The sequence below is a fragment of the Dyadobacter sp. NIV53 genome, from assembly GCF_019711195.1.
GTDB lineage: Bacteria > Bacteroidota > Bacteroidia > Cytophagales > Spirosomataceae > Dyadobacter.
Map to the genome: position 1 here is coordinate 3,648,904 of NZ_CP081299.1, position 14,174 is coordinate 3,663,077.

The 14,174-nt window shown below is 40.2% G+C and carries 12 protein-coding genes; 7 read left to right on the forward strand and 5 right to left on the reverse strand.

Translation table 11 applies throughout. The features are described 5' to 3' along the window. Position 1 precedes the first annotated feature (1 nt). Positions 2 to 982: a hypothetical protein gene (locus KZC02_RS14790; protein ID WP_221394789.1), complete on the reverse strand. Its 981-nt coding sequence runs from the start codon at positions 980 to 982 to the stop codon at positions 2 to 4. 186 nt (positions 983 to 1,168) lie between these two features. Between KZC02_RS14790 and KZC02_RS14795 the strand changes: the two genes are divergently transcribed. Further along, on the forward strand, positions 1,169 to 2,170 hold the full coding sequence (locus KZC02_RS14795) for a polysaccharide deacetylase family protein (protein ID WP_221394790.1): 1,002 nt from the start codon (positions 1,169 to 1,171) through the stop codon (positions 2,168 to 2,170). A 142-nt stretch (positions 2,171 to 2,312) separates the two neighbouring features. Here the strand turns inward: KZC02_RS14795 and lpdA are convergent, their stop codons facing one another. After that, the gene (gene lpdA, locus KZC02_RS14800) at positions 2,313 to 3,710 is read right to left on the reverse strand and encodes a dihydrolipoyl dehydrogenase (RefSeq protein WP_221394791.1); all 1,398 of its coding nucleotides are present in this window, start codon (positions 3,708 to 3,710) and stop codon (positions 2,313 to 2,315) included. A gap of 227 nt (positions 3,711 to 3,937) precedes the next feature. Between lpdA and prfB the strand changes: the two genes are divergently transcribed. The 5 genes from prfB to KZC02_RS14825 all read left to right on the forward strand — a co-directional run bounded on the left by prfB (position 3,938) and on the right by KZC02_RS14825 (position 9,148). Next, positions 3,938 to 5,012 (forward strand): peptide chain release factor 2 gene (prfB, locus tag KZC02_RS14805; RefSeq protein ID WP_221394792.1). Its coding sequence is split into 2 segments (ribosomal slippage): positions 3,938 to 3,997 and positions 3,999 to 5,012, totalling 1,074 coding nucleotides; the frame shifts between segments, so codons are not numbered across the junction. 239 nt (positions 5,013 to 5,251) lie between these two features. Further along, positions 5,252 to 6,067, forward strand: a complete 816-nt coding sequence (locus KZC02_RS14810; RefSeq protein WP_229254346.1) for an alpha/beta hydrolase — start codon at positions 5,252 to 5,254, stop codon at positions 6,065 to 6,067. 188 nt (positions 6,068 to 6,255) lie between these two features. Next, positions 6,256 to 7,542, forward strand: a complete 1,287-nt coding sequence (locus KZC02_RS14815) for an MFS transporter (protein ID WP_221394793.1) — start codon at positions 6,256 to 6,258, stop codon at positions 7,540 to 7,542. Between the two features lie 113 nt (positions 7,543 to 7,655). Continuing rightward, positions 7,656 to 8,090 carry a DoxX family protein gene (locus KZC02_RS14820; RefSeq protein WP_221394794.1) on the forward strand — a complete coding sequence of 145 codons (435 nt, stop codon included), beginning with the start codon at positions 7,656 to 7,658 and terminating at the stop codon, positions 8,088 to 8,090. Between the two features lie 305 nt (positions 8,091 to 8,395). Further along, positions 8,396 to 9,148, forward strand: a complete 753-nt coding sequence (locus KZC02_RS14825) for a hypothetical protein (protein ID WP_221394795.1) — start codon at positions 8,396 to 8,398, stop codon at positions 9,146 to 9,148. Positions 9,149 to 9,409: 261 nt separating this feature from the next. On the opposite strand, the gene KZC02_RS14830 is transcribed toward KZC02_RS14825, so the two are convergent. The 3 genes from KZC02_RS14830 to KZC02_RS14840 all read right to left on the reverse strand — a co-directional run bounded on the left by KZC02_RS14830 (position 9,410) and on the right by KZC02_RS14840 (position 12,844). Beyond that, positions 9,410 to 10,372 carry a dihydrodipicolinate synthase family protein gene (locus KZC02_RS14830; protein WP_221394796.1) on the reverse strand — a complete coding sequence of 321 codons (963 nt, stop codon included), beginning with the start codon at positions 10,370 to 10,372 and terminating at the stop codon, positions 9,410 to 9,412. A 72-nt stretch (positions 10,373 to 10,444) separates the two neighbouring features. Further along, positions 10,445 to 12,028 carry a sodium:solute symporter gene (locus KZC02_RS14835; RefSeq protein WP_221394797.1) on the reverse strand — a complete coding sequence of 528 codons (1,584 nt, stop codon included), beginning with the start codon at positions 12,026 to 12,028 and terminating at the stop codon, positions 10,445 to 10,447. Between the two features lie 123 nt (positions 12,029 to 12,151). Beyond that, positions 12,152 to 12,844 carry a TVP38/TMEM64 family protein gene (locus KZC02_RS14840; RefSeq protein WP_221394798.1) on the reverse strand — a complete coding sequence of 231 codons (693 nt, stop codon included), beginning with the start codon at positions 12,842 to 12,844 and terminating at the stop codon, positions 12,152 to 12,154. A gap of 177 nt (positions 12,845 to 13,021) precedes the next feature. Here KZC02_RS14840 and KZC02_RS14845 point away from each other — a divergent pair, with 177 nt between their 5' ends. Then, complete coding sequence (locus tag KZC02_RS14845) at positions 13,022 to 14,161, forward strand: cystathionine gamma-synthase (protein ID WP_221394799.1); 1,140 nt, start codon at positions 13,022 to 13,024, stop codon at positions 14,159 to 14,161. Positions 14,162 to 14,174 lie beyond the last annotated feature (13 nt).

The following is a 14,174-nucleotide window of genomic DNA, read 5'->3' on the forward strand; positions in this document are numbered from 1 at the left end:
ATTACCAGTTAACACCTGTTTGCCCTAATCCTAATTTACGTGTAAACCGTGAAGAGAAACCGGATTTGCTGGTAATATACCGCACACTTGCACCAATGTATGGTGTTGTTGCCGGATTATATGAACTCAGGTTTTCATGGGCGCTGTTAAAAGTCCGAAGCTGGCGGAAAGTCGTGACGCCAGCTTCCAGAGAAACATTCAGCACAGAAAATAAATGTACATTGGCTGCTGCTCCTACTTTAATATGGCGGTAATTTTCCCGTCGCAGCATTTTTTCTTCGGGAGTTTGTACCTGAAAACCGCCACTGTATCCATTCAGTCCGGCCATCATATCCACATTGAACCATTTGGTAACTTTATAATTTGCATTTGCCATAAACGGCAGCAGAGCTGATAACCGCCAGTGTTTTCCCAAACCTTTATTGACACCAAAAACCGGAACAAAACGGAGTTTCTGGTTATATGCCAGTATTGAACCATAAATAATCTGGGTGCGAAGTCCGAGAATGTGCATGCGAGCGGCACCTCCCCAGAAAAAAGGCTGAGGCGTAAAAAAAGTTTCATTGGTTTCTGTCATTCCCAGGCCTCCTCCATATACCCAAAGCCGGTCCTTAATACTTGCCTGTAAGCGTATGACTCCTAACGATAGTGTTTTATAACCATTGGTGGGAATGTCCTTTCCATCCACAGTCGGCTGTATTTGTGTAAACTGAGCCAGCATCACGGTATGTATCGCACGCAAATCCAGTTTCTTTTTCAGACTATAACCCAGTTGTACTTCGCTTTGAATTGGAATAATTCCGTAAAAACCACTTCTTGTCACTCCATAATCCTGCGTTCCGTTCATGCTGGATGGTACACTGTAATCTGCTTTTAAAGTTACATTGGGATAAAATAACCGGCTTAAAGCAAAATGTTGTGCTTTTACCGAAGATATGATAACCAGCAAAAAGCAAATTAACAGGTAGCAGGAACGATTCATGATAAGAATTTGGGGTGTGTTTAGGGCAAATAACGTGGAAATAGAAATGCTATTGTATAAGTGTATTTATCAGAAATATAAAATGCAGGTAGTTCTATTTACCAAATGGCCGTATCATATATATCACAGTATTAATTTCAAACACTTTACTTTCTTAGATTTAGTTTCAATGCATTCTATAATAGTATGAAAAAGCTACTTATCCTTCTATACTTTTTGATTGCTCATTCTGCCGCTTTTTCTCAGATTCCTGAAACTACTTATGCCGAAAAGTTAGGTTTTCCAAAAGGAAAAAAGGTACTGATCATTCATGTAGATGATGTCGGTATGTCATACGAATCTAATCAGGGAGCTATAAAGGCCATAAAAGAAGGTGTTGCTAATTCTTTGAGTATTATGATGCCTTGCGGATGGGTGCCGGGCTTCGTTCATTATCTGAAACAAAATAAAGAACTGGATGCCGGTTTACATTTAACATTAACTTCTGAATGGCAGGATTACCGCTGGGGACCATTGGCAGGGACAATGAATGTAAAAGGATTAGTCGATCAGGAAGGTGCCATGTGGCCAAACGTGGCCGATGTTGTTAAAAATGCGTCTGCCGATGAAGTAGAAACGGAGATCCGGGCACAACTGAGCCGCGCCAGAAAAATGGGTTTTGAACCAACACATCTTGATTCTCACATGGGAACATTGTTTGCTACACCGGAATTTATGGAAAGATATTTGAAAGTAGGAATACAGGAAAAAATTCCGGTGATGTTTCCAGGCGGTCATAATACAGCGTTACAAGAAGTGGAAAAGATGGATCCTGAACGATTAAAGATGATAAGAAGGGTTGGAAAACAGCTTTGGGATTCAGGATTACCAGTACTGGATGATCTGGAAAATAACAGTTATGGATGGAACAAACCGGAAGCTGGTGATACCACAAAAAAAGCACTTCAAAAATATAAAACGGCTAAATACATCAATGCATTCAGTAAACTGAAACCCGGACTCACGATGGTCATTATGCATTGTACGGTACATTCAGAAATATTTCCTCATATATCTGATTCTGCTCTAACACGCGAAGGTGATCTCCTGGCAATGATTGATCCTGAACTGAGAAAATACATTGAAAAAGAAGGAATTATACTTACAACCTGGAGGGAAGCTATGCAGCGGAGAGGAAAAGTAAAATAGTATTAAAGAATCCCGATGCTGTTCATTACCTCGCGATTTGCAACAAGAGTAATTTTATTTTAACAGTTAAATGATTTTAAAACAAACAAAGCCCCGAAAGACAAAAATCTCCGGGGCTTTGTTATATCAGGAAGCCGAAAGCTTACAAATCAATTGCTTCACCGTAAGCCGCTTCAGTTGCACCTTTTAATGCTTCTGACATAGTTGGGTGTGGATGGATCGAACGCATAATTTCGTGAGAAGTTGTTTCCAGTTTACGGGCAACTACTACTTCCGCGATCATTTCCGTAACATTAGCGCCAATCATGTGAGCTCCAAGGAATTCACCATATTTAGCGTCGAAAATTACTTTTACAAAACCTTCAGTAACACCGGCTGCGGTTGCTTTACCAGATGCTTTGAAAGGAAATTTACCGACTTTAATATCGTAACCAGCTTCTTTTGCTTTCTTTTCAGTAAAACCTACCGAAGCAATTTCAGGCTGGCAATAAGTACAGCCCGGAATGTTGCCATAATCCAAAGCTTCTGTTTTATGCCCTGCAATTTTTTCAGCGCAGATAATTCCTTCCGCAGTCGCAACGTGTGCCAATGCAGGGCCGGGAGTACAGTCGCCTATAGCGTAAAATCCGGGAACGTTGGTTTCATACCACTCGTTTACAGAAATTTTGCCTTTATCAGTCTTGATACCTGTTTCTTCCAGACCAATATTTTCAAGATTTGAAACTATACCAGCTGCTGAAAGAACAACATCAACTTCAAAAGTTTTTTCTCCATCTGGAGTTTTTACAGTAACCTTACAACCATTTCCGCTGGTATCTACTTTTTCAACTGATGAGTTTACATAAGTATCAACACCAAGCTTTTTGTATTGTTTGGCAATTTCTTTTGAAATGTCTTCATCTTCAACCGGAACAAGATTTGGAAGAAATTCAACCACAGTAACTTTCGTTCCCATTGTTGCATAAACATAAGCAAACTCCATTCCAATTGCACCAGAACCAACAACCAGTAAACTTCCAGGCTGTTTTTCAAGACTCATCGCCTTGCGGTATTCAATAACTTTCTGTCCGTCAATTTTAATATTCGGCAACTCACGTGCTCTTGCACCTGTCGCGATAATAACGCCTTTACCAGCAGTATAATCAGTTTTTTTGCCGTCTTTATCGGTAACTTCAACGGTTTTTACACCTTTCACTTTACCATAGCCCATGATGACGTCAATTTTATTTTTCTTCATCAGGAATGAAACTCCTTTGCTCATCCCGTCTGCAACGCCACGGCTGCGTTTGATCACCGCTCCAAAATCAGCAGCAGATTCGCCCACGTTGATACCGTAATCTTTCGCATGTTTGATGTATTCAAATACTTGCGCACTTTTAAGAAGAGCTTTAGTCGGAATGCATCCCCAGTTCAGGCAAATGCCTCCTAAAAGTTCTTTTTCAACAATTGCAACTTTAAGTCCTAATTGAGAGGCACGAATTGCTGCGGGGTAACCACCGGGACCGCTTCCAACAACGATCACGTCATATGTTTGAGCCATTTTCTGGGTATTTTTATTTGAAAGAAATGGATTGACAAAAATTTGCCACAAAGTTAAGACGATTTGCCGGAATGCCTACACCGACAACGCAAGGTATTTAAGTGAACCCGACGGTAATCATGAATTGTTATACCTTTGTGACTTTCATATTATAAAACCTTATTGATTTGGAATTGGTTCTTTAATTTCATAAGGTTATTTTTTAACTTAAAAATTCAAAACTTCAAATGACAGCAGAGCAATTGAAAGACTTGAAGGCCCGTGTAGAGGCTTTGGGGAGGTATCTTTGACTACGATAACCGAAAAAACCAGCTAGAAGATTTAGAGCAGCAAACGGTTCAGCCAGAATTCTGGAGTGATTCTGAACGTGCTGAAAAAACAATGCGTGAAATCCGCGGTTTGAAATTCTGGACCAACGGATATGAAGAACTTTCGAGGCTGCGTGATGATCTGGACACGATCTGGGAGTTTTATGACGCCAGTGAAGCTACAGAAGAAGAGGTAGACGAAGAGGGCAAAAAACTTTCTGACAAGCTGGATGAAATTGAATTCCGGAAAATGATGGGCGAGGAAGGCGATGAATTGCCTGCCGTTATTGAAATTAATTCCGGTGCTGGTGGTACTGAATCCCAGGACTGGGCTTCTATGCTGATGCGGATGTACATCATGTGGGCCGAGAAAAACGGATACAAAGTACGTGAGGTAGATTTGCAGGATGGTGATGTGGCAGGTGTAAAATCCGTTACATTGGAAATCAGCGGCGAATATGCCTATGGAAATCTGAAATCTGAAAATGGTGTACACCGCCTGGTTCGGATTTCACCTTTCGATTCCAACGCCAGGCGCCATACTTCATTTACGTCGGTTTATGTATATCCATTGGCTGACGACAATATTGAAATTGACGTCAATCTGGCTGATATTACCTGGGACACGTATCGTTCCGGCGGAGCAGGCGGGCAGAATGTAAACAAGGTGGAAACGGCAGTTCGTCTGCATCACAAACCTTCAGGAATTGTAATTGCCTGTCAGCAGGAACGTTCTCAGCTGATGAATAAAGAAGTAGCCATACGTCTTTTGAAATCGCGTTTATACCAGATCGAGCTTGAAAAACGCAATGCCGCCCGTGCAGAAGTGGAAGCTTCCAAACGTAAAATTGAATGGGGATCTCAAATACGGAGTTATGTTCTAGACGACCGCCGTGTAAAAGATCACCGTACGGATTACCAGACATTTAATACAGAAGCAGTTTTAAATGGCGATATTAATGATTTCATCAAAGCATATTTGATGGAATCGTAAGGATTTGATTGGTTAAAAACCTCCCGGCATTTTCAGTTCATTGGATTCGCCTGGAGGTTTTTTTGGGCGTTTCAAAGCAAATAACTTGTTAAGTTGAAATTGATTGTATTTCCATTTACAATAGGTACAATTGGAATTTGGAAAAATAGGGGAATCATCACAAAGTGTTACTATGGGAACGACTGAATTTATTATTTACTGGATTTCACCAACTACCAAATCCACTATGGCAAAAATTCATGAATGAGTCCATTATTACAACCCTCCACTTTCACAAACTCGGCAACGGCCCAATTATACTACTTGCCTTTCATGGCATCGGTCAGGATGGCATAAGTTGCTTCAAACCATTTTCAGAAAACTTGGGCAACTATTACACCGTTTATGCTTTTGACCTTTATTTTCACGGCAAAAGCATTGAATCATCAGAAGTTAATTTTTTTAGTAACCAGGTCATCACAAAGAAAATATGGGCAAAGACAATCCAGGAATTTCTTCATAAAGAAAAAATTTCACGTTTCGATGTTGCCGGTTTCAGCATGGGCGGACGATTTGCATTAGCCACACTGGAAGCTTTTTCCAATCAAATTGACAAAGCATTTCTCATCGCTCCCGACGGTATTTCTGAACATCCTTTATACACATTAGCTTCTGGATTTAAACCAACCAGAAAACTTTTTGGATGGTTAATGCAAAACCCGAACTCTTTTTTCAAAGCCGCCAATATTTTTCAAAAAGCCGGGTTTGTCCACAGCAGTCTTTACCGGTTTACCCAGCATGTTTTGAACACCTCCGAAAAACGGCAATCTGTTTACAATTCCTGGGTAGGTTTTCGTAAACTTCATTTTGAAATTCCTGAACTCTATCAAAAAATTAAAGTCAATGACATCGATTTGTATCTTTTTATTGGAAAGTATGACAAGCTTTTAAAGGAAAAAGGAGTCATAAGATTGGCAAATCTTCTTCCTGCTGACAGGTATATAATTTTACAAAACGGGCATTCACAACTGGTTGAGAAGGTTGCATTTTATTTGAAAAATATTCTTAAAAACTGAAATCGTTCTGCCATCAATACGATTTTGACTAAAAACGTTCTACACTCAGAACACTTTCATTATAAATTAGACAACTTCAATGTTTCAACTATTTTTTCAGAAAAATTTTATTCATCTTGTCTGTATCTCTTAGATTTTACTTTTGCCTAAAAAGAACCTAAACCGTTTCTGAAAAAATAACTCTGTTCATGTCACAAAAAAACGATACAAACTGGCGTCTTAAAGCCATTATGGGCGGCTCCGCCGGGAATCTTGTAGAATGGTACGACTGGTATGCTTACTCCGCATTTTCTCTTTATTTTGCCAACAGTTTTTTCCCGGATTCCAACCCAACAGTACAACTTCTTAACACAGCCGGTATTTTTGCAGTGGGTTTTTTGATGCGGCCTATTGGTGGTTATGTCTTCGGGAAACTGGCCGATACAAAAGGAAGAAAAGAAGCCATGACGTTATCAGTATTACTGATGTCATTCGGTTCTTTGCTTATTGCTTTTTTACCTGGTTATAAAACGATTGGTATTGCAGCGCCCATTTTACTTTTAATTGCACGTTTATTACAAGGCCTGAGTGTGGGCGGCGAATATGGCACGTCAGCAACGTACCTGAGTGAAGTTGCTACTAAGGAAAGAAGAGGATTTTATTCAAGTTTTCAATATGTAACGCTGATTGGCGGGCAATTGATCGCACTGGGCTTACAGCTTTTATTACAACGTATTTTCCTGACCGACAAACAAATGCACGAATGGGGATGGCGTATTCCATTTGTGATCGGGGCAATTCTGTCATTAGTTGCATTATACCTGAGAAGCAATTTACATGAAACGGAAGCTTTCCAAAATAAGGGCGGAACCGCAAAAAAAGAGGGTTCAATCAAAGAATTATTAAAACATCCAAAAGCACTTACCACTGTTGTCGGGCTTACTATGGGAGGAACGCTTGCTTTTTATACGTATACAACATATATGCAGAAATTTCTGGTCAATACAGTTGGGTTGAGTAAGGATCAGTCCACCACATTAACTTTCTGCTCTCTTTTTATATTTGCTTTGTTACAACCTCTTTTTGGAATGCTGAGTGATAAAATCGGTCGCCGCCCATTATTAATTGGCTTCGGTATTTTAGGTACGCTCTGCACAGTACCATTACTTACAACACTCAGTACCGTTACCACCATGACAGGAGCGTTTGGGTTATTAATGGCTGCATTGCTTATTGTGAGCGGTTATACTTCTATCAACGCGGTGGTAAAAGCCGAGCTATTTCCAGTCGAAGTCCGGGCATTGGGTGTTGGACTTCCATATTCCCTGACCGTTGCGATCTTTGGCGGAACGGCCGAATATCTTGCTTTATGGTCAAAAAATGCAGGCCATGAAAGTTATTACTACTGGTATGTAACTATCTGCATATTGCTTTCCCTTGTAGTTTATATAAGAATGAAGGATACCAAACATACTTCACTGATAGAAAGCCATTAAACACCTGCTTTACAGTATAATTACCAGTTTTCAATTATAAGAAAAGATAAATTATCTCTTGACATAATCCATCAAATTTTATAGCTTTCTGGAAATCAAACCTTTCAGAAACCATGAATATGATTGATAAAATCGAACGTTGGGGCGATACACACCATCCGGCCTGGCTGGATGTAGTTCGCATAGGTTTAGGAGTGCTCCTATTTGTAAAAGGTATCAGTTTCATCAGCGACACAACCAAGCTTTCTGAGTTAGTCAACGAGCTTGATATTCGATTGTGGACCGTAGCAGCAGTTCACTATGTTGCCTTTGCGCATATTTTTGGAGGGTTTCTGATTGCACTGGGATGTCTTACAAGAATTTCCTGCATTATTCAAATCCCAATTCTGATCACTGCCGTATTTTTCCTGAACATTCGTCAGGGATTCTCTTATATGAACTCTGAATTATGGCTCTCCATGATTACGCTGATATTGGTTATAACGTTTACCATCATCGGTTCCGGGCGTTTCTCAATGGATGAATGGATGCGTACACACGATAACTAAGTCATTATGAGTGCGGTTTGCCTTAATCTTTTCTTTTAAATTGAATATTACCGGTGACTTTCATAAAGTGCCCGTAAAGCTAAATCATAAAAAACCGCACTCAAAAAATATTTTTTCTCTTCTGATAATTCCTTCCTGAAAACGGATTGGTGCTCCTGGCTTGCATCGCCTGAAATTTCTTGTAAATCTTCTCCCTATTTGTACATACACTATGTATATCAATTTAAGAATCCAATAATACCAGAAAGTGGTATTTAGGAATCCCTTTGTGAATGATCGCATTTAACCTAAAACATGCATTGTTTATGAAAAGAAATTACATTTCACTTATTCTGCTTTGGTTATTTTTAAGTGTTTCTGCTACCAGCTGCAGCAACGATCATGACGTTCCGCCGGAGGGTTGGATCAATGAGCTGGAAACTTTATTAGGGCCTGGAACTGCAACTACACTAACAAATTGGTTCGCTGCCGGGCTGGACGAAGAAAAGACCAAAGAGGCTTTTGAAAAATCCAGTGACAAGGCAGGTTTAATGAATAATCTGAAAAATGCACTGAGTATTTACCACCAACGTGTTTATATTGAAGATTGGGATCATATTCCGGGTATTGAAAAATCAGATTATGTACCAAACGGGCTTTCAGCAGGAATATCGGATCCTGTATGGAACAATCCTGACCTTGACCTGTCGGCGGCCGATGCAGCTAACTTTGTAGATGCCAGAGCAGATGAACTTCCAGCCGGAACAAAAATTTACCGGGTTACTGGCGGCAATCCTGCTGGCGGATACTGGACAATTCAAAAGCCCGGTTCAGTTGGAGAGGTAATTGGAGGCACAGCAGTTCGGCCGGAATGGAATAATTTTTCCAAAATGTATGTATATGAAGTACCTGCGGGACAAACGCTGAAAGTATGGAGAGGAACCACAGCCAGACAACTCATTACAGATGGCATCATTAATCCGCATTTGCCCGGTGGCGCCGAACAGCTTTTTATTCCTTTTGCAGTCAGAGATAATGCATTTAAATCCTTAGTTCAAGAAACTACATTACCATGGTAAACGACTTGCAATTACAAATTGATAACTCTTTAAATGACTTAATTCAACTCTTAAGTGCTGAATCACATATAAATGAAGGCATTTCCCGGTTTCTTCTGTATGTAAAAGAAAAAAGTTTCTGGCACAATCAGGTAATGCCGGCCAAATGAAAGAAATGATCAGAGGTATTAACCGTTACTCTGATGAATTTGAATTTACTGGTACCAATGCAAAAAAAATCAAAGCCAGTATTGAACGGTTGTATAATCTGGCAAATTGATTTTACATATATTTTTTAAAAACACTAACTATTCCCAACTCATCCTCAATCTGTTTAATTTCGTTAAGCAGATTGTCCATTTTTCCCTTTAACTCATCCGTCAGAATCCCAACTTCCCTTCTTGTATAAAGTGAAATCGGAAATCCGCGCTTTTGAAGACTGTATTTGGCAATGATCGGATAAGCTGAATGAACCAAATCCATCGAATCATTGAAAAACTGCTGCACTTTTGCGACATATTCCCGGCGATCCGGATCATTGTAATGTTTACATATCCAAACCACCAGTTCCGGATATATATTTCCCTGAATACAAGAAAGTCCGGCTGCACCAGCTTCTAATGAAGAAACAGCATTGACCATGTATGCATCGTACAATCCAAATTTATAGTCACTTCCGACAGCCAAACGACGGGCGACTTCTTCCTCATCCAGGCAAGTATCTTTGTGATAAACTATTCTCCCGCTTTGTAATAACTCCCCCAAAACTCTACTGTTTATCAATCTTTTATACGGAACCGGACATTCATAAAAACCAAGTGGGATATCATTCGTCAGGTTGATCAGTTCTTTCATTTTTTCAATGAAAACCGCATCAGATTCTTCTTGTTTTACAATAAGACTCGTGATAACAATTACAGCCTGGACTCCGGTCTCATATATACGTTTTACAAATTCCGCCTGTTCCGTAACAGATCCGCCAAATGTTCCGGTGGCAACTACCGGAACTCTTCCTGCCACCTGATTTACAACAGCTTGTGTGATATCAATTCTTTCCTGCTCTGTCAGTTCAAACATTTCGCTGGACAAACAATTTGCAAAGAGCCCGGCAGCACCTGCTTCCAGATACAGCTCCGTTAATGATTTTAATCCATCAAAATCCACTTTTCCAGTATCAAGAAAAGGAGTGAGCATAACCGGAATAAATCCTTGTGGTAAAGAAGAGGTTTTGGAAATTTGAATCATGTATTTTTAATGGTTAAAAGAGCCGTTTGTGGGATCACAAAAGATGGCAACGATGGCGAATTCATAAATTGATCAATGGTTATCTATCACAATATCCGGTTCAGGATTAGTTTTGCGTTTCAGCTTCGTCAGGATTAATCCTGTTAAAAAGATAGTGAGCGTTCCAACAACCATGATCATGTTCTGATGAAGCGGGTTACGTAAATAGGCGTATTCATCCGGTAGCTGTGATGAAAAAGTCATCCAGATAATGACAATAATCCCAATCAAAGTAGCCGTTAAAGCTTCTGTATTTTTGGTGTTTTTTGAAATAATACCTAAAAGAAACAATCCTAACATGCCTCCGGCAAAAATTCCGGATAACATCCACCAAACATCCAGTACACTTTTTACACCAATCATGGCAATTCCAGTCAGCATCCCTAAAAGGCCAAAACCAGTTGTAGCTATGTATAAAAGCTTCATTGACTGCTTAGCGGTAAGATCCGGTTTGATATAACGCTGATAAATGTCAACCGAAAAAACCGTGGCTGAAGCATTCATTCCTGAACTGATCGTACTCATTGCAGCAGACATTATGGCGGCGATGATCAGCCCGAGTAAACCGGTCGGAACCTTATTTACCATGAAATGCGGCATAACTTTATCACCATATTCGGCAGGAGTGAGGGTAGAAGCTAAATTGCTAATTGCTTCTGCTGTTCCCTGAGGCAAACGTTCGGTTGCTGCCTGCATTCTTACAGCATTCAGCAAGTCGGGACTACTTTGGTAATAGGCATATAAACAGGAACCTAATACAAAAAAGATCAGTGAGACCGGCAGGTAAAGATACACACATAGCCAAACAGAACTTGCGGCTTCTTTAATGGATGTTGTTGTATGATAGCGCTGTACATAATTTTGGTCCATGCCAAAATTGTTCAGATTCATGAAAAATCCATACAATAACACGACCCAAAAAGACGATTGGACGAAATCAGGAGCAAAGGTTCCGAGGCTGAATTTGTGATCTGTTTGGCCAATATCAATGATTTTAGAAACTCCTCCATCCATACTGCTGACAACAAGATATAAAATGACCAGCGCCCCAATCGTTTTGACCACGCCTTGTACTACTTCCGTCCAGATTACTGCTTCCATCCCGCCCATAACCGTGTACAAAACGATACAAATGCCAACAACAATCATAATTGTTGACATGGGATAACCTGTAAGTGCTTGTAAACTAAGTGCGATGCCAAAGAAGATTGATCCCATCCGGGCGAGCTGTGTCAACAAAAAACACGCTACTGCATAAGTACGTGCCCAGGAACCAAAACGCTTTTCCAAATGTGTATAAGCCGAAACTTCTCCTGTATTACGGTAAAATGGAATGAAAAATTTGGTTGCTACCCAGGCAGCAAGCGGCATCGACAGGCTAAAAACAAACGAATTCCAATTGCTTCCGTAAGCTTTGCCGGGAACACCTAAAAAAGTATTACTACTTAAAAAAGTGGCATAAATGGAAATACCAATTGCCCAGCCAGGAATTTTTCCGGAGGCCTTCGTGAACTGATCCGCCGTTGTATTTTTTCTTGAAAAGTAAATACCTACCGCTATCATGCCTGCCAGATAAATAATTACAACAGCAAGATCTGTAACGGGTAAGGATTTCATTCCACTTTTGGGTAAGTATATTTTTAATTACAAAAGGAAAGGACTTTGCCGATGACATTATACTAATTGTCACCGCTATTATTGTACGGTATGGGCAATGATTAAGACTATTTGTAGTTGTAATTATTTCTCAGTCGCTTTTTTATCTTTAAAAAAATAACCCATTCCAAGTGTAGAGATTACAATGAGAACAAGAATAAAAACCTTTGTCCATAACCCCTCATTCGGATGTTTAAGCAGATAAGCAATATCCTGGGCTTCTTTTCCTGCCCAAACTGCAAGTATGGTACGCGGAATCATTCCCAAAGTACCTCCCGCAAGAATTTGTTTGAAACGTGCTCCTGCCATTGCAAAAAATAAATTGGCAACAGCAAAAGGCAGGATCGGGGAAAGTTTGGCAAAGAAAATCAACCGGAGTTCGTTTTGATGAAAACGATTTAATAAAGGTACTATCTGTGGGTAAATCTGTACCAGGTAATTTCTTACAGATTCAGGGTGCAAAAATCTTGACATACCAAATATGATAGCAATAGCTCCCAGATTCAGGCCAAAAAGCAATGGAATAGCAACCCAACCCAGAAAATAACCATAAACCAGTGCAAGAAAAGTAGGCGGGGTCAGGGCAACGGACGAAGCAAATGTGAGAACAACTGTCACGATGATCCAGGATTGTAATGGCCAGTTTCTTAACAAACTTTCATTGCTGATTGCCCAGGCTGTTACAAGAGAAGTAGTCACAAGCGGAATAATCGTGAGCAAAACACTGATTATAACCGGGAGTGAAAGTTTTCCTGCCGATGAATTCTTTGAAAACATATTATTTAAAACTGATCAATTATGTTGATTCAACGTGATGTATAGCTAAAAGGTTTTTCATAATCTTATCTTTGTGAGAAATAGCCTCCGGCATTCAGCGGTCGGCTTTCAGAAAAATAACGAGCTAAAAGCTATCTGCGGTCTGCCGCGTGGCTAATAGCTGTAAGCTAAAAACACATGAAATTCGGAACAAAAGCTATACACGCAGGCGTACAACCTGATCCAACAACGGGTGCCATTATGACGCCGATTTACCAAACCTCCACCTACGTGCAGGAAAGTCCGGGTAAACATAAAGGATATGAATATTCACGCACGCACAATCCAACCAGAACTGCCCTGCAAAATGCTTTGGCCGCTTTGGAAAACGGGAAACACGGAATTTGTTATGCTTCCGGCCTTGCTGCTACGGATGCGGTTTTGAAAATGTTCCGCCCGGGTGACGAAATTATTGCAACCAATGATATTTATGGTGGATCTTACCGGATCATGAAGAAGATTTATGAGCCTTTCGGTTTGGTTTTCAATTTTGTTGATATGAGCGATATTACCAATATTGAAAATGCAATTACCGAAAAAACCAAACTGGTATGGATAGAAACACCAACAAATCCATTGTTGAGGATTATTGATCTGGAAGCAGTAATTAATTTATGTAAAACCAAAGGGATTTATACTGCAGTTGATAATACTTTCGCTTCCCCTTACTTGCAAAATCCGCTGGATATGGGTGCTGATATTGTCATGCACTCGGTGACGAAATATTTGGGCGGGCATTCTGATACTGTGATGGGTGCGCTGATCACAAATGATGATGAGCTGGCAAAACAGCTGGCTTTTATACAAAACGCAAGTGGTGCAGTACCTGGCCCACAGGATTGCTTTTTGGTATTGAGAGGGATAAAAACACTTCATATTCGTATGCAGCGTCATTGTGAGAATGCAATTATAGTTGCGAACTGGCTGGAAACTCACTTAAAAGTTGGTAAAGTTTATTACCCCGGCCTTGTTTCCAATAACGGCCACGAACTTGCAAAGAAACAGATGAGAGGTTTTGGAGGTATGCTTTCTTTTGAGTTGAAGGGAGACGTTTATGAAGAAGCTATTCACGTAATGGAAAGCCTGCAGGTATTTTCATTGGGTGAATCATTGGGCGGAGTTGAATCATTATGTACGCATCCGGCGAGCATGACGCATGCAAGTATTCCAAAAGAAGAGCGCGAAAAGGTAGGATTAAAAGATACGCTTATTCGGTTAAGTGTTGGTATTGAGGATGTGGAAGATCTGATTGCCGATCTTGAGCAAGCAATTGGGTAAGGTCTTTTTTGCA